Consider the following 14,736-nt stretch of genomic DNA (forward strand, 5'->3'; position numbering starts at 1 on the left):
GTCAGCCTATGTCGGCGCCGACCCGGCGCGCCCCGCGGCCTAGGGGGCGACCCGACCGTTCGCATTGAAGGCGGCATGCGTCATCGGCATGAGCGCCGTCCACGCCGTCTCCATCTTCTCGGCGCACATCTCGATCTCGCGCTGCGGGAAGGAGGGGAAGTGAGTGCCCGCCACCCTGGTGCGCAGCGACAGGAAGTTCATGAGCGCGCGGGCATTCATCGTCACGTACATCGACGAGTAGATGTTCAGGGGAAGGACGATGCGGGCGACTTCGCGGGCCACACCGGCCTCCAGCATCCGCTGATAGGCATCGAAGGCGGCGACGGACGACGCACGGGTCACCTCGTCGACGAGGGCGCTCTGGTCGGGGGTGCCCTCGAGGAACTCGTAGGCACCTGGCTTGCCGACCTGGATGAGCCGGCGATCGGGCCCGGGAACGTAGAACACCGGCCGCAGCTCGCGGTATCGGCCGGATTCCTCGTTGTACGAGGCGATGCGGTGGCGCATGAACTCGCGGAACACGAAGATCGGCGCCTGCACGTAGAAGGTCATCGAGTTGTGCTCGAACGGGGACCCGTGTCGGTCCCGCATGAGGTAGTTGATCAGTCCCCGGTCGCGGCTGGTGGCACCGGCATCCGACTGCGCCTCGCCGAGGGTCTGCTCCCCCTGCGTCGAGACCCGCGCCGCGAAGAGGACGTCGGAATCCGACGCGCTGGAGCGGACGAGTTCGACGGTGACGTCGCTTCGGAATTCGGGAACTGCACTCTCTGCTGCCGTGGATGTCGCATCGCTCACGCGCCCCACACTACCGACGCCGCCGACACCGGGATTGTCACCGGACGCGCGTCACAGAGACCCCTTCGGCCTTCCATTCAGGCGCAAGGGGTTAGCCTGGGGTGCTGTGACCCTGATCAACGCGCTTTTCGCCCTCACCGCTCTGCTGGTGCTGACGATCGGCGTCGGCGCACTCCTCAAGTGGCGCCAGGGCCGGCCGCGGCCCTCGAGGGCGCATGAGGTCATCGAGGCCTCCCGTCTCGGGGCCCCCCCGCTCGGCGAACGCGCGACGCTGCTGCAGTTCAGCACGGAGATGTGCACCCGCTGCCCCGCGGTGCATCGCACCCTCGCCGATGTCGCCGAAAGCTTCGACGGCGTGGCCCACCTCGACATCGATCTCACCCACCGACCGGATATCGCCAAGCACTTCCACGTGCTCCAGACGCCGACGACCCTCATCCTCGATCGGAACGGCGTCGTGCAGACCCGCTTCGGGGGAGCAGCCCGGCGTGACGTCGTCGAACTCGAGGTGGCCCGGGTCGTGGGAGAACAGGAGCGTTCCCATGCCTGAGACGTCCGGTCGGATCGATCCGCGCGGTCCGCGCTTCGCGGCGTCCATCACGGCCGTCCTGCTGCTGCCGGCAGTGCTGCTGGCGCTCACGGGGATCGCCACGTCGGCCGGGATGCCGGCGGCAACGGCGGCGCAGCGAGCCGGTGATCCCGGCTTCCCGGTACTGCTCCTCATCGCCGGACTGTTCCTGTGGGGCGTACTCTCGCCGAGTACCCACCCGTACGCCGTGCTCTTCCGCCGTGCCGTAGGCCCGCGCCTCAAACCCCCCACCGAGTGGGAGGATCCGCGTCCTCCGCGCTTCGCCCAGGGTGTCGGCCTGCTCGTGACCGGTGCCGGGCTGCTGCTGCATCTCGCGGGCGTGCCGTGGGCGCTGCCCGTGGCGGCGGCCGCGGCATTCGTCGCCGCCCTGCTCAACGCCGCCTTCGGCTACTGCCTCGGGTGCGAGCTGTACCTGCTTCTGCAGCGCGTCGGGATCATCGGCCGCCGGCGCGCCGCGTCCGCGTAGCGCCGCGGACCCGGCCGTCGCGGCGATCACCGGATCCGCACACGGCATCCGATCCGTCAAGCCATCGCCCTGCCGTGCGCTGCCGGTTTAGGCTGGCCGCGGGCGTGGAAGCCCGCACCAGTCCGCGAGAACCGGAGAATCATATGACCGCAACGAGTGAAGCATCCACCGCCTGGAAGGGCACCCTGTTCGAGGGATCGGGCACCGTCACGCTCGACTCGTCACATTCCGGAACGTTCGATGTGAACTGGAAGGCGCGCAGCGAGGGATCGGACACGACTACCACCCCCGAGGAGCTCATCGCCGCAGCGCACTCCTCGTGCTTCAGCATGGCCTTCTCGCTCGAGCTCACGAACAACGGCACCCCGCCGGAATCCATCGACACCACGGCATCGGTCACCTTCAAGCCCGGTGTCGGCATCACCGGGAGCCACCTGAACGTCAACGCGGTCGTGCCGGGCCTCGACCAGGCGGACTTCGACCGGATCGCCGAGACGGCCAAGGCGAACTGCCCCGTCTCGAAGGCCCTGGCGGGCGTCGAGATCACACTCGAGGCGACGCTTGCCTGACGATGGGGACGGGCCCTCGCGCCACGTCGTGGTGGCGGGGTCCTCAGGGCTCATCGGCTCCGCGCTGGTGGACAGCCTCCGCGCCGACGGCATCCGCGTGACGACGCTCGTGCGGCGGCCCCCGGAGGCGCCGGATGAGGTCGAGTGGCTGACGGGCGGCGGAGTCCTCGACCCCGGCGTGCTCGAGGGGGCGCATGCCGTTGTCGGCATGAACGGCGCCAGCATCGGTCGCTTCCCCTGGACCCGCTCCTACAAGAGCACCCTGCTCTGGTCCCGCATCACGCCCACGCGCGCGCTGGCGACCGCGATCAAGGCGCTCGGGGCGGACGCGCCCGCGTTCGTCTCGGCGTCCGCCGTCGGCTACTACGGCTCGGCGCCGGGGCGCAAGCTCACGGAAGCCTCGCCGCGCGGGGAGTCGTTTCTCGCAGACCTGTGCGGCGAATGGGAGTCCGCAGCGCTCGCGGCCGGACCGCACGCGCGTGTGGTGCTGACCCGCACCGCGCCGCTCGTGCATCCGCGCGGCGTGCTGAAGCCCCTGCTGCTGCTGACGAGATTCGGCGTCGCCGGCCCCATCGGGCGAGGCACGCAGGCGTGGCCGTGGATCTCACTGGATGACGAGGTGCGTGCCATCCGGCACCTTCTGGATGCCGACGTCGAAGGCCCTGCGAACCTGACCGGGCCGACCCGCGCCACGGCGAATGACCTCGGTTTCGCGCTCGCGCGGGCGATGAACCGCCCCTATGTCGTGCGCGCGCCGATCTGGGGGATGAAGCTCGTCCTCGGGTCGGATGCGACGGATGCACTCCTCGCCGCGGACGCGGATGTCGTGCCCGCGGCGCTGCAGGGCTCGGGCTTCACGTTCCAGCACACGACGGTGGAGGAAGCGATCGCGGCCGCACTCCGGGCCGACTGAGCGTCACGGGGCGCCGGGTGAGCGTCACGGGCTGACGTCGCGCGAGCCCGCCTCGAGGCGGATCGCCTGCCGGATCGCGGAGCGTGCGCGTCGTCTGTCGCCCGCCGCATCGTAGGCGAGTCCGAGCCGGTACCAGGCGCGCCAGTCCTCCGGAGCGGCCTCGACCGCCTCCCGGTAGACCGGGAACAGGGCGTCGCCCTCCTCTCGAAGCACCCGACCGCTGGGCCTGACCGCGACGGATTCGGCGGGGAGGGCGTCGTCCGCCTCGAGCCGCGCGCCGAGGCGCTCCGCCGACCGGCCGAACATCAGCTCGCGAACGAGTGCCCACCCGGCGATCGCCGGCAGGACGAAGAGGGCGACGCCCATCGCCACGCCGATGGGGTCACCGCTGCGCAGGAGCAGCCATCCGCGCTGCGCCACCAGCACGAGATACAGGACGAGCAGCGCGGCCATGACGGCCACGCCGATGCGGGCGCTCACGCCCCTGTCGCCCGAGCGACCTGGCCGGGCACGCCGCCGTCGTCGACCGGGGCGGCCCCTGGTGTGCCGGGGACGCGGATGCCGATGTCGATGAAGTTCTCGAGGCCGATCGTCACTCCCCGCGCTGCGCGAGCGGCCTGCAGGGCGAGCCGGATGCCGGGGGCGTACGCCGTGGCGGGCTCGATGGTGTCGTGCGTGATGGTCAACGACTCGCCCGCTCCGGCGAGGATCACCTCCTGCCTCGCGACGACACCCGGCCGGCGCAGCGAGTGGATGGGAACGCTCGCGACCTGCTGGCCGCGGGCCCGCTGATCGACGTGCGGAGACTCGACGGGGCCGGCATCGGCGCGGGCCGCGGCGATGAGCTCGGCGGTGCGAACGGCGGTGCCGCTCGGCGAGTCGACCTTCGTCTCGCGGTGCGCCTCGACGATCTCGATCGACGGGAAGAAGGGGGCGGCGGCAGCGGAAAGCGCGGAGCCGAGCACCGAGCCGAGCGAGAAGTTCGGGATGAAGACCGCTCCGGTGCCGCCGGCGTCGACGAGCGGACGGACGAGCGCAACTCGTTCGCTCGACCAGCCCGACGTGCCGACCAGCACGTTGATGCCGCGTTCGATGGCGGCGCGGACGACGTCGATGCTCACCGCCGGTGTGCTCGCATCGACCACCAGGTCGGCGCCGGACAGATCGTCCCAGTCGCTGCCCGAGCCCAGCACGGCGAGGACCTCGAAGTCGTCCAGTTGGTCGACGACAGTGCGGATGATGCTCCCGAGCCTGCCGGTGCCGCCCACGAGTGCCACACGCGTCGTCATGGGTCCATCCTACGTTCGGCCGCCGCGCGGTCCTTTCCGCCCACTCGTTAGGCTCGAAGCATGGTACTGCTTCGCGCATCCGCCGTCGACGCGCCGGATGCCCACGCGCTGCTCGCGGAGTACTTCGCTGCAAGAGCCACCGGATTCCCCGACGCCACCTACCGCACCACCTTTCCCGCCCCGGAGACGTTCGAGCCGCCGGCGGGTGTCTTCCTCCTCGTGGAGGACGACGACGGAGCGCCGGTGGGATGCGGAGGGATCCGCGCGATCCCGGATGGTCCGCACGGCCGGCGCTACGAGATCAAGCACCTCTACCTGCGCCCCGAGACGCGCGGCCGGGGCTGGGGGCGGCTGCTGATGGATGAGCTCGAGCGCCGGGCACGCGAGTGGGGCGCCGTCGAGCTCGTGCTCGACACCCATCACACCCTCGAGGCCGCCGGCGCTCTGTACGCCCGCTCCGGCTTCACCCCCATCGAGCCGTACAACGACAACAGCAACGCCACGCGCTGGTACGGGAAGGTTCTCTCGCCCGTCTGATCCGGCCTAGACGACGGTGTGGTCCGAAAGGCCGGTGCGGAGCTCGAAGGGCAGATGCGCGAGGTCGTTGAAGGCGTTCAGCGTCCAGGGCCTGCCCTGCTTCTGCGAGATCACCGTCAGGCCGCCGTGCGCCTGGTTGAGCGTCATCCAGCGCCACTCCGGCGCCTGCAGCACTTCGCGCACGAACCAGGCGATGACGAAATTGTGGGTGATGAGGAGCTCGTGCACATCGCCCTGCCGACGCACCAAGAACTCGCTGACGGCATCGGCCATCTGCGCCCGGCCGGCATCGACCTCCGCCTCGGTGATCGAGCCGAAGAACGGCTCGAAAGCGGCGGGTGTCTGCCCGGTCATGCCCGTCGGCACGCAGTCGAAGAGCAGCGCCGACGGCTCGGGTGTCACGGACGGCAGCCGGTCGGCCACGATCCGGGCGGTCTGCGCTGCCCGCTCGAGCGGGGAGTGCCAGACCGCCTCCAGCGGCACCCCGGAGAGGCGATCGGCGATGAGGGAGGCCTGCCTCCGGCCGCGCGCCGACAGCGGTCCGTCATGGAGGCCGTGCTCGGCATCCTGATGCTCACCGTGGCGCACGAGGTAGATAAAGTGCGTCACTGCACATCACTCCGATACTTCGGCTGGGGGGAACCATCAGACTATGCCACGTCGCGCCAGGGCCGCCGCAGGGTCGGTCTCCGCTACTCGGCCGCCCTGTTCAACTCGGCCAGCTGTGCTCGGCTGAGGTGCACACCGACGCCCTGTACGAGCTCCTCGACGTGCTGAGCCGCGTAGGCGTTGACGATCGGCGCCACGACGGTCTTCTGCGCGAGCAGCCATGCCACAGCGACCGCGGCGTCCGGCACCTGCAACTCGGCGGCGACGGCATCCAGCGCGCGCAGCGTGCGCGTGCCCCGGCGGTTGAGGCTGCCGACCATCTGGGCGCCGCGGACCGTGTGGCTGAGTCGGGAGCGCTGGCGGTGGCGGCCCGAGAGGAAGCCGTGCTCGAGCGCGTGGGAAGGAGTGACGGCGACGCTCTGCGCGCTCGCGACGAGGCGGACGTCACCCTCGAACTCCTGTCGCCGCAGCACGTTGTACGGCGCGTCGAGCACCGTGATGCGCGGGTAGCCGGCAGATGCCAGGATGCGTGCTTCCACCAACTTCTCAGCGGAGAAGGCAAACGCGCCGAGTGCCCGCGCCTTGCCGGCCTCGACGAGCCACTCGGCGGTGGCGAGCGTGTCCTCCAGCGGAGCGTCGGCATGGGTGGCGTCGAGATAGAGCACGTCGATGCGGTCGGTGCCGAGGCGCGTCAGCGACGCTTCCACGGCTCGCACCAGACTGACCGGACCGAGCCCCGGATTGTCGGCGTGGCCGCCGACGCGCACCGCCAGCACCACGTCGTCGCGGAGTCCGCGGGAGCGGGTCCACTGCCCGATGATGTGCTCGCTGCGGCCGGCGGAGTATGCGTCCGCGGTGTGGACGGTGTTGCCGCCCAGCTCGACGTAGCGATCGAGGATGTCGTGGCTCGACTCGAGGTCGACATTCCAGCCGAACTCGGCACCGCCGAGGATCAGCGGGAAGACCCCGGGGCCTGATTCGCCCAGTGGGACGCGCACGCTGCGTCCGACGGCGGGTCCCTGGACGGGAATGGGGGCTGATGGGTGCGGCGCGTTCGCCTGGACATCCGGTCCACCGGATGGCACCTCGGCGGAAGCCGTTGTACCAACGCCGAAGAAAGACATGAGCCCACCCCCCACGAAGCCCTTGGGTTCTTCGTGATCTAATGCGCACCCCCCGGCGCGTACTTCGAGGCTAGAGCAGGGCTCCGACAGAGACCGTCAATCAGGCGGACCGGCGGTAAACATTACATAACAGTTTGGTCACGGTGCGCAAGCGAAGGCCCGGCTGTCCACCGAATAGGGGACAGCCGGGCCTTTTCTGCTCCGTCAGAGCGTCGCTCAGACCTCTGCGGGTGCCTCGAGGCTCTCCGGCGCGGCCACCGGCGACTCGGTCCCCGCGGCCTCTTCGACCACGGGCTCGAGCGACAGCTTGCCGCGGTCGTCTATCTTCGTGATGCGCACCAGGATCTTCTGGCCGACACCGAGCACGTCTTCGACGTTCTCGACGCGCTTGCCGCCGGCGAGCTTGCGGACCTCGCTGACGTGCAGCAGTCCGTCCTTGCCGGGAAGGAGCGAGACGAACGCGCCGAAGGTGGCGATCTTGACGACGGTTCCGAGGAACTGCTCGCCGATCTCCGGGTTCGTCGGGTTGGCGATCGCGTTCACCTGGGCGCGGGCGAGTTCGGCCGAGGGGCCGTCCGCCGAGCCGATGTAGACGGTGCCGTCCTCCTCGATGGAGATCTGCGCGCCGGTCTCGTCCTGGATCGCGTTGATCGTCTTGCCCTTGGGGCCGATCAGCTCGCCGATCTTGTCGACCGGGATCTGCACGCTGATCACGCGCGGAGCCGTCGGCGCCATCTCGTCCGGACCGTCGATCGCGGCGTTCAGCACGCCGAGGATCGTCAGGCGGGCGTCGTGGGCCTGCTGGAGCGCGGCGGTCAGCACCGAGGTCGGGATGCCGTCGAGCTTCGTGTCGAGCTGGATCGCCGTGACAAACTCGCTCGTGCCGGCGACCTTGAAGTCCATGTCACCGAGAGCGTCTTCTGCACCGAGGATGTCGGTCAGCGCCGCGTAGCGGGTCTGACCGTCGACCTGGTCGGATACGAGGCCCATCGCGATGCCCGCGACGGGTGCGCGCAGCGGCACACCGGCGTTGAGCAGCGAGAGGGTCGAGGCGCACACGGAACCCATCGACGTCGAGCCGTTGGAGCCGAGAGCCTCGGACACCTGGCGGATCGCGTACGGGAACTCCTCGCGGCTGGGCAGCACCGGCACGAGGGCGCGCTCGGCCAGGAAGCCGTGCCCGATCTCGCGACGCTTGGGGCTGCCCACTCGGCCGGTCTCACCGGTCGAGTACGGCGGGAAGTTGTAGTGGTGCATGTAGCGCTTGTGCGTCACAGGCGACAGCGAGTCGATCTGCTGCTCCATCTTGAGCATGTTCAGCGTGGTGACGCCCAGGATCTGGGTCTCGCCGCGCTGGAAGATCGCGGAGCCGTGCACGCGCGGTATGACCTGCACCTCGGCATCGAGCGGGCGGATGTCCGCCAGCCCGCGGCCGTCGATGCGCACGCCTTCGGCGAGGATGCGGCCGCGCACGATGATCTTCGTCACCGACTTGTAGGCAGCGGAGAACTCGAGCGTGGCGGTGGCCGGAAGCTCGCCGGCCTCGACCGCGGCGGTCAGCTCGGCCCTGACGGCATCCTTGACCGCGTCATCCGCGTTCTGGCGCTCCTGCTTGTCGGCGATCTGGTAGATCGGGACGAGCTTATCGTACGCGCGACCGGCGACGAAGTCGTAGGTCTCCTTCGTGTACGGCAGGAAGACCGGGTAGTCCTGGATCTCCTTGGCCGCCGTGCTCGCGACGCTGTTCTGTGCCGCGACCAGCTGCTTGATGAAGGGCTTCGAGGCCTCGAGGCCCTCGGCCACGACCTGCTCGTTCGGCTTGGTGGCGCCGCCCTTGATGAGGTTCCAGCTGCCTTCGGTGGCCTCGGCCTCGACCATCATGATCGCGACGTCCTCGCTGCCGTCGGCAGCGGTGATGACCCGACCGGCGACGATGAGGTCGAAGACGGCCTCCTCGAGCTGGGTGACGGTGGGGAACGCGATCCACTGGTCGGCGTTGTCGCCGTGACCAGGGATGAGGGCGAGGCGCACGCCGGCGATGGGGCCGGAGAACGGCAGACCCGAGATCTGCGTCGACAGCGATGCCGCGTTGATCGCGAGCGCGTCGTAGAACTCGCCCGGCGCGATCGAGAGCACGGTGATGACGATCTGCACCTCGTTGCGGAGGCCGTCGACGAACGACGGGCGCAGCGGGCGGTCGATGAGACGGCAGACGAGGATGGCCTCGGTCGAGGGGCGGCCCTCGCGGCGGAAGAACGAGCCGGGGATCTTGCCGGCGGCGTACGAGCGCTCTTCCACGTCGACGGTCAGCGGGAAGAAGTCGAAGCCTTCGCGCGGGTGCTTTCCGGCGCTGGTGGCCGAGAGGAGCATCGTCTCCTCGTCGAGGTACGCGGCGACGGCGCCCTGCGCCTGCTGCGCGAGACGACCCGTTTCGAAACGGATCGTGCGAGTGCCGAAACGGCCGTTGTCGAGAACGGCTTCGGCGAACGTGATTTCAGGACCTTCCAAGAGGTCTATCTCCTTCTTTGTTGATGAGTCCTCCCCTACCTGGGGACGACTCTTTGATGAGCTCCTCCCATACCGGGGAGGAACTCCTCGCCCGCCCGAGTGGCGCGCGAGTTCGTTCGAAGGAGCAGGAACAGGCAGATTTCAGCACGGCTTTTGATGCGCTTGCGCTGGTCACCAGTGGAAGTCCACCAGCCGCCGATGGCGAGATCGGCGACTGGGAGACCACCACAGGGGACCAGCATCCTGCCGGCCTGCTCCGTAGTGGCTCATATGAAATTGAGCGGATGCCCGAAGGCAACCTGCACAAGCCTACCAGCGTGCCCGTCGTACGCCGCGATCGGCCGCGTCTGGCGGGGCGAGGAGGCATCGATCTAGGGTGGGAGGCATGAGCACCGACGATAAGCCGCAGGAAGCGGCAGCCGACGAACAGAAGCGCAAGTTCAAGGAGGCGCTCGACAAGAAGAACGCGAAGCACCGCGAGGGCGAGGCGCACCTCGACGGCGATTCGACGGTGCACGCGGCTCACGGGCCGATCCAGACCAAGCGCGAGTTCCGCCGCAAGAGCGGGTGATCGACGCCGAAGAGGTCGGTTACGACGCCTCGTTCCTGGGGGTGCCGGTCCCCGTGCCGACTCCGCTCGGCGGGGCCGAGGTGCGCGAGCTGGCGTACCTGCACTTCAGCGTGCTGCTGGACATCGAGCGCCGGCTCGCGAGCGTGACCGCCGTCAACATCGACGGCGAGGCGCTGCTCGACCTGCCGCGGACGGGCAGGTGGGAGCTCGACGCCCGGGTTCCCGCGAGCGCGCAGGCGGGGCCAGCCCTCTACAGCGACAATGACTTCGACCGCGGCCACATGGTCCGGCGGCGCGATCCCGGCTGGGGGGATGCCGCGACCGCGCGCGCCGCGACCGAGCAGACCTTCGTCTACACGAACGCCGCACCCCAGGTCGGTCGCTTCAATCAGGGCGAGGATCTGTGGGTCGGACTCGAGGACCACGTTCTCGGCTACGCCGACGCCCAGGACCTGCGCGTGTCGGTCTTCACCGCACCCGTGCTGGTCGAAGACGACCCGCTCTATCGGGGAGTGCAGATTCCCCGGCGGTTCTGGAAGGTCGCCGCGTGGGCATCCGACGGGGCGCTCAGCGCCGCGGGGTTCGTGCTCGACCAGAGCGCCCTCCTGCGGGACGGCTCTCCCAGGGCCGTGCCGCCGTTGGGCGGCTTCCGCACCTTCCAGGCGCCGATCGCCGAGCTAGGCGACCTCGCCGGCATCGACTTCGGCCCGCTCGTCGCGGCGGATGTCCTCGTGCCGGTCACGGCGCTCCCCCGCCCGCGATGGCGTGAACTGCGCACCACCGCCGACATCGTGCTGTAGGTCCAGCGGCACTGCGCGTAGCGGGGTCGCCCTGCGGGAGCAGCGTATCTCGCCGTTGACAACCTGGCGGTTTATCAACACAATGGTTGCATGCACCGCTCCAGCCGTGTTTCCGCCCAGTTCTCGATGTCCATCGACGGGTTCATCGCCCGCGACGACGACAGCGTGGGCCCCCTCTTCGACTGGTACGAGGCGGGGGACGTCGAGACGTGGATGCCTGGTCATCCGGTTCCGTTCCATCTGAGCCAGGCGGACTCGGAGTACTGGAATTCCCTGCCCCGCGAGGGCGCCTTCCTCACCGGGCGCCGCCTCTTCGACGTCGCGAGAGGCTGGGGCGGGCATCCGCCGAACGAGTCGCCGACCGTGGTGCTGACCCACCGGGAGCCCCCCGCTGACTGGCCGCCCGCGCGTCGGGATGGCGCCCCTGCGCCGTTCGAGTTCGTGGGAGACCTCGACGCCGCGCTCGATCGCGCGGCCGAACTCGCGGGCGGCGGGGAGATCGGGGTCGCGGGGCCGGATGTCGTGCGGCAGTGTCTGCGTCGGGGCGTCGTCGACGAGATCCGGATCGACCTCGTGCCGGTGCTGCTCGGCGGGGGCATCCGCTGGTTCGGCGAGCTCGATGGCGACATCCTGTTCGAGGATCCCGTGATCCACCCCGGCGACCGGGTGACCCATCTCATCTACCGGATCCCGGGGTCGACGGACCGCGGCTGAACACGGCCCGCGCCACCCCCGTTCACGTCAGGGCGAGGCGTTCGCGAGGCGGGCCGCTCTTCGCCTGCGGATCGTCTCCACCGTCGCCCAGACGAGAATTCCGACGGCGATGCCGAGGAACGCCCCGCCGATGACATCTGTCAGCCAGTGGGCGGCGAGATAGGTCCGGCTCCACGACATCCACACGATCCACACCGCCGCGAGCGCCCACCAGACCCAATGCCGGAGGAGCAGCGCGAGAACCGTCGTGAGGGCGGCCGCGAAGGCGACGTGGCCCGAGGGGAACGAGGTCGGGACGTCTTCGGCGAGCGAATCCTCCGGCCTGATCCGGGCGACGACCGCAGCCAGCGGAGCGGCGATGGCGATGCACACCACCAGCGTCGCGGCGACGGTGATGGCGGCCCACCACCACCGCAGGATCAGGAGTGTTCCCACGACGACCAGTCCGGTGACGATGGCCAGCACCGGACCCCCGAGGTGTCCAGGGATCCACGCCAGCACCAGCCCCGCATCCGTCCGATTGGAGACCATCAGCTCGTGCCACCAGACATCGATCGGGAACGGCTGGTCGCGGCGCACCGACGTCACGATCCACAGGAAGATGATCGCGACGATGGCGGCGGCCGCGCCCACGATCAGCGGGATCAGCCGTGAGAGGTCGGGGCGTTCGTGGGGAGGTTGCACTGGGCTATCCTCGCAGGCACCGCTCAGGCATCGGGTCGCGCCGCGGCGCGGTCCGCGTGACCGAGCGGACGATCCGGCGCGATGCGGTCGCGCACCCGGCGCTTCAGCAGCACGATGTCCGGGAAGCCGCCGTCGTCCTTGCGGGACCACACGAGCTGGTCGTCGGCGTAGACCTCGAAGATCCCGCCCGTGCTCGGTACCAGGGTGGCGCCCCCGCCCATCAGCTCGTCCTGGAACGTGGTGAGCAGCTCCTGCGCGACCCACGCGCCTCGCAGCATCCAGGCGCACTGCGTGCAGTAGACGACCTTGATGTGGTGGATCATCGTGAGTGACCGGCACTCGGCGCGAACGGCCCGTCGAGCGCCGCCCAGTGCAGCAGCATGATCGTCTTCGCGTCGCAGATCCGCCCGTCCCGGATCATGGCCAGGGATTCGTCGAACGGGATGTCGAGCACGTCGATCTCCTCCCCCTCGTCCGCCAGCCCGCCGCCGTCGGCGGTCCTGGTATCGGCGGTGTACGGCGCGGCGTAGAAGTGCAGGCGCTCGGTCACCGACCCGGGGCTCATGAAGACGTCGTACACGTGCTGCAGCTCGCCGATCTCCACGCCCGTCTCCTCGGCGGCCTCGCGGCGGATCGCCGTCTCGGGGTCATCCTCGTCGAGCAGTCCGGCCGCCGCCTCGATCAGCATCCCGTCCGGATGGCCGTTGACGTAGACCGGGAAGCGGAATTGGCGCGTGAGCAGCACGGTTCGGCGATCGGGATCGTAGAGCAGCACGGTGGCGCCGTTGCCGCGGTCATAGGTCTCGCGCTGCTGCGTCGACCACTCGCCCGAGGCGTCCTGGTATTCGAGAGTGGTGCGCCGCAGCACGTGCCACGCGGCCGCGACCAGTTCGACATCCGTCACCCGCACCCGCGGATTGCCCGTCAGATCGAGTCCGGTGCGATCAAGGCCGGTGCGGCCGCGGGAGTCGGGGATGTCGGCGCCGGGAGTGCCTGCGGGGGAAGTCGTCACTCCGGCACCATAGCGCGAGCGAGCCCGCCCGGTCGGGACCGGACGGGCTCGCGCCGTGGCTGCTCCGCGTGGTTCAGTGCGAGGCGACCGCGCGCTGCGCCTGACGTGCTTCCTTCGCCTCGGCCTCGGCGATCGCCGCGTCTTCGAGGCCCTGCGTGCCGACGGCATCCTTCGCATCCGACATGCCGTCGTGATCGTCCCCCTGCATCGTCGTCTCGTCGAAGGGGATCTCGCCGCGGAGCACCGCTTGCGCGCGGGCGCTGTCGATCTCCTTCACCCACGTTCCGATGAGGATCGTCGCGACGGCGTTGCCGGTGAAGTTCGTGAGGGCACGACCCTCGGACATGAAGCGGTCGATGCCGACGATGACGCCCACGCCGTCGACGAGGTCGGGGCGGTAGGCCTGGAGGCCGCCCGCGAGGGTCGCGAGCCCGGCACCCGTGACGCCGGCCGCACCCTTCGACGCGATGATCATGAAGACCAGCAGCCCGATCTGCTCGGGGATCGACATCGGCGCACCCATCCCCGATGCGATGAAGAGCGACGCCATCGTGAGGTAGATCGCGGTGCCGTCCAGATTGAAGGAATAGCCGGTCGGGACGGTGATGCCGACGACCGCGCGCTGGATGCCGAGATGCTCCATCTTGGCGATGAGTCGTGGCAGGGCCGACTCGCTCGAGGAGGTGCCCACGATGAGAAGGTATTCGCGGGCGAGGTACTTCATGAGGCTGAAGATGTTGATGCGGGTCACCACGTAGAGCAGCGTCCCGAGGATGCCGACGATGAAGACGATGCACGTGATGTAGAACGCGACCATCAGGATGCCGAGGCTCCAGATCGCCGCCACCCCTGTCTCACCCACGACGGCCGCGATGGCACCGAAGGCGCCGAGCGGAGCGAGCCACAGGATCATGCCGAGGATCCGGAACACGAGCGACTGCAGCTGCTTGACGGCGTTCATGATGGGCTGACCCTTTTCGCCCATCTGCTGGAGGGCGAACCCGACCAGCAGCGCGATGAACAGGACCTGGAGGACGTTCTCGCCGACGAACGCGGAGAAGAACGTGGTCGGGATGATGCCGAGGAGGAACTCCTCGGTCGTCTTCGCCTCCGCTGTCGCGGCGGACTCGTACGTCGCGGCCGTCATGTTGAGGCCCTCGCCGGGGTGGATGATGTTTCCGACCACCAGGCCGATCGCCAGCGCGAACGTCGACATCACCATGAAGTACAGGAGCGCGAGTCCGCCGATCTTGCCCACCGTCGCCGCCTTGGCGATCGACCCGACCCCCACGACGATCGTGCAGAAGATGATCGGCGCGATCATCATCCTGATCAGCGAGACGAAGGCCGTCCCGATCGGCTTGAGGGTCACGGCGAACTCGGGCCAGATCAGGCCGATCGTCGCGCCGGCCACGACAGCGACGATCACCGCGACGTACAGCCAGGTGTGCTTGTCCCAGGCCGTCTTGCCCCGTCGCCAGTTGTAACCGGGCAGCTTGAACGATCCCGTCTTGGGATTGGAAAGAGCCATCATCGCCTCCAGGGGAGAAACTTCA

General features: G+C 69.2%; 19 protein-coding genes. 9 read left to right on the plus strand and 10 right to left on the minus strand.

What is annotated here, in order from left to right; translation table 11 throughout:
• Window positions 1–39 precede the first annotated feature (39 nt).
• Window positions 40–795 carry an FAD-dependent thymidylate synthase gene (thyX, locus tag ACPW96_RS05470; protein ID WP_425817571.1) on the minus strand — a complete coding sequence of 252 codons (756 nt, stop codon included), beginning with the start codon at window positions 793–795 and terminating at the stop codon, window positions 40–42.
• Between the two features lie 106 nt (window positions 796–901).
• Between thyX and ACPW96_RS05475 the strand changes: the two genes are divergently transcribed.
• From ACPW96_RS05475 to ACPW96_RS05490, 4 genes are all read left to right on the plus strand, one after another.
• On the plus strand, window positions 902–1,345 hold the full coding sequence (locus ACPW96_RS05475) for a TlpA family protein disulfide reductase (RefSeq protein WP_425817569.1): 444 nt from the start codon (window positions 902–904) through the stop codon (window positions 1,343–1,345).
• A complete protein-coding gene (locus ACPW96_RS05480) occupies window positions 1,338–1,850 on the plus strand; it encodes a DUF4395 domain-containing protein (RefSeq protein WP_425882290.1) in 513 nt (170 codons plus the stop codon). The genes ACPW96_RS05475 and ACPW96_RS05480 overlap by 8 nt, the downstream gene beginning before the upstream one ends.
• Before the next feature lie 143 nt (window positions 1,851–1,993).
• The gene (locus ACPW96_RS05485; RefSeq protein ID WP_425817565.1) at window positions 1,994–2,419 is read left to right on the plus strand and encodes an OsmC family protein; all 426 of its coding nucleotides are present in this window, start codon (window positions 1,994–1,996) and stop codon (window positions 2,417–2,419) included.
• Window positions 2,412–3,332 (plus strand): TIGR01777 family oxidoreductase, encoded by a 921-nt coding sequence (locus ACPW96_RS05490; RefSeq protein ID WP_425817563.1) that lies wholly within the window; start codon window positions 2,412–2,414, stop codon window positions 3,330–3,332. Before ACPW96_RS05485 ends, ACPW96_RS05490 begins: the two co-directional genes overlap by 8 nt.
• Window positions 3,333–3,356: 24 nt before the next feature.
• On the opposite strand, the gene ACPW96_RS05495 is transcribed toward ACPW96_RS05490, so the two are convergent.
• Complete coding sequence (locus ACPW96_RS05495; RefSeq protein WP_425817561.1) at window positions 3,357–3,812, minus strand: hypothetical protein; 456 nt, start codon at window positions 3,810–3,812, stop codon at window positions 3,357–3,359.
• Window positions 3,809–4,621 (minus strand): 4-hydroxy-tetrahydrodipicolinate reductase, encoded by an 813-nt coding sequence (gene dapB, locus ACPW96_RS05500; RefSeq protein ID WP_425882291.1) that lies wholly within the window; start codon window positions 4,619–4,621, stop codon window positions 3,809–3,811. The genes ACPW96_RS05495 and dapB overlap by 4 nt, the downstream gene beginning before the upstream one ends.
• 60 nt (window positions 4,622–4,681) lie before the next feature.
• On the opposite strand from dapB, the gene ACPW96_RS05505 reads away from it, so the two are divergent.
• Window positions 4,682–5,158, plus strand: coding sequence for a GNAT family N-acetyltransferase (locus tag ACPW96_RS05505; protein ID WP_425817557.1), 477 nt, complete (start codon window positions 4,682–4,684; stop codon window positions 5,156–5,158).
• A 6-nt stretch (window positions 5,159–5,164) separates the two neighbouring features.
• Here ACPW96_RS05505 and ACPW96_RS05510 read toward each other — a convergent pair whose 3' ends face one another.
• The 3 genes from ACPW96_RS05510 to ACPW96_RS05520 form a co-directional block, all read right to left on the minus strand.
• Window positions 5,165–5,767: a histidine phosphatase family protein gene (locus ACPW96_RS05510; protein WP_425817555.1), complete on the minus strand. Its 603-nt coding sequence runs from the start codon at window positions 5,765–5,767 to the stop codon at window positions 5,165–5,167.
• A gap of 83 nt (window positions 5,768–5,850) precedes the next feature.
• On the minus strand, window positions 5,851–6,891 hold the full coding sequence (locus ACPW96_RS05515; protein ID WP_425817553.1) for an aldo/keto reductase: 1,041 nt from the start codon (window positions 6,889–6,891) through the stop codon (window positions 5,851–5,853).
• 216 nt (window positions 6,892–7,107) lie between these two features.
• Window positions 7,108–9,399 carry a polyribonucleotide nucleotidyltransferase gene (locus tag ACPW96_RS05520; protein ID WP_425817551.1) on the minus strand — a complete coding sequence of 764 codons (2,292 nt, stop codon included), beginning with the start codon at window positions 9,397–9,399 and terminating at the stop codon, window positions 7,108–7,110.
• A gap of 56 nt (window positions 9,400–9,455) precedes the next feature.
• Here ACPW96_RS05520 and ACPW96_RS05525 point away from each other — a divergent pair, with 56 nt between their 5' ends.
• From ACPW96_RS05525 to ACPW96_RS05540, 4 genes are all read left to right on the plus strand, one after another.
• Entirely contained in the window at window positions 9,456–9,788 is a 333-nt protein-coding gene (locus tag ACPW96_RS05525) for a hypothetical protein (RefSeq protein ID WP_425817549.1), read from the plus strand.
• Entirely contained in the window at window positions 9,785–9,970 is a 186-nt protein-coding gene (locus ACPW96_RS05530) for a DUF5302 domain-containing protein (protein ID WP_425817547.1), read from the plus strand. Before ACPW96_RS05525 ends, ACPW96_RS05530 begins: the two co-directional genes overlap by 4 nt.
• Window positions 9,967–10,770 carry a DNA/RNA non-specific endonuclease gene (locus ACPW96_RS05535; RefSeq protein WP_425817545.1) on the plus strand — a complete coding sequence of 268 codons (804 nt, stop codon included), beginning with the start codon at window positions 9,967–9,969 and terminating at the stop codon, window positions 10,768–10,770. The genes ACPW96_RS05530 and ACPW96_RS05535 overlap by 4 nt, the downstream gene beginning before the upstream one ends.
• 90 nt (window positions 10,771–10,860) lie before the next feature.
• Complete coding sequence (locus ACPW96_RS05540; RefSeq protein WP_425882292.1) at window positions 10,861–11,484, plus strand: dihydrofolate reductase family protein; 624 nt, start codon at window positions 10,861–10,863, stop codon at window positions 11,482–11,484.
• A gap of 27 nt (window positions 11,485–11,511) precedes the next feature.
• On the opposite strand, the gene ACPW96_RS05545 is transcribed toward ACPW96_RS05540, so the two are convergent.
• From ACPW96_RS05545 to ACPW96_RS05560, 4 genes are all read right to left on the minus strand, one after another.
• Window positions 11,512–12,168, minus strand: a complete 657-nt coding sequence (locus ACPW96_RS05545; protein ID WP_425817541.1) for a phosphatase PAP2 family protein — start codon at window positions 12,166–12,168, stop codon at window positions 11,512–11,514.
• A gap of 23 nt (window positions 12,169–12,191) precedes the next feature.
• On the minus strand, window positions 12,192–12,491 hold the full coding sequence (locus ACPW96_RS05550) for a SelT/SelW/SelH family protein (RefSeq protein WP_425882293.1): 300 nt from the start codon (window positions 12,489–12,491) through the stop codon (window positions 12,192–12,194).
• On the minus strand, window positions 12,488–13,180 hold the full coding sequence (locus tag ACPW96_RS05555) for an NUDIX domain-containing protein (RefSeq protein ID WP_425882294.1): 693 nt from the start codon (window positions 13,178–13,180) through the stop codon (window positions 12,488–12,490). Before ACPW96_RS05555 ends, ACPW96_RS05550 begins: the two co-directional genes overlap by 4 nt.
• Before the next feature lie 73 nt (window positions 13,181–13,253).
• Window positions 13,254–14,711 carry a cation:dicarboxylate symporter family transporter gene (locus ACPW96_RS05560; RefSeq protein ID WP_425818603.1) on the minus strand — a complete coding sequence of 486 codons (1,458 nt, stop codon included), beginning with the start codon at window positions 14,709–14,711 and terminating at the stop codon, window positions 13,254–13,256.
• Window positions 14,712–14,736: the final 25 nt, after the last annotated feature.

The organism is Micromonospora sp. DT81.3 (genome assembly GCF_049847225.1).
Taxonomy (GTDB): Bacteria; Actinomycetota; Actinomycetes; order Actinomycetales; family Microbacteriaceae; genus Microbacterium.

Bases quoted from the DNA above. Each gene is read 5' to 3' on its own strand.
- ACPW96_RS05505 (WP_425817557.1), top strand. From the start codon at position 4,682: ATGGTACTGCTTCGCGCATCCGCCGTCGACGCGCCGGATGCCCACGCG.
- ACPW96_RS05550 (WP_425882293.1), bottom strand. From the start codon at position 12,491: ATGATCCACCACATCAAGGTCGTCTACTGCACGCAGTGCGCCTGGATG.
- ACPW96_RS05480 (WP_425882290.1), top strand. From the start codon at position 1,338: ATGCCTGAGACGTCCGGTCGGATCGATCCGCGCGGTCCGCGCTTCGCG.
- ACPW96_RS05525 (WP_425817549.1), top strand. From the start codon at position 9,456: ATGAGCTCCTCCCATACCGGGGAGGAACTCCTCGCCCGCCCGAGTGGC.
- ACPW96_RS05515 (WP_425817553.1), bottom strand. From the start codon at position 6,891: ATGTCTTTCTTCGGCGTTGGTACAACGGCTTCCGCCGAGGTGCCATCC.
- ACPW96_RS05560 (WP_425818603.1), bottom strand. From the start codon at position 14,711: ATGGCTCTTTCCAATCCCAAGACGGGATCGTTCAAGCTGCCCGGTTAC.
- ACPW96_RS05530 (WP_425817547.1), top strand. From the start codon at position 9,785: ATGAGCACCGACGATAAGCCGCAGGAAGCGGCAGCCGACGAACAGAAG.
- ACPW96_RS05485 (WP_425817565.1), top strand. From the start codon at position 1,994: ATGACCGCAACGAGTGAAGCATCCACCGCCTGGAAGGGCACCCTGTTC.
- ACPW96_RS05540 (WP_425882292.1), top strand. From the start codon at position 10,861: ATGCACCGCTCCAGCCGTGTTTCCGCCCAGTTCTCGATGTCCATCGAC.
- dapB (WP_425882291.1), bottom strand. From the start codon at position 4,621: ATGACGACGCGTGTGGCACTCGTGGGCGGCACCGGCAGGCTCGGGAGC.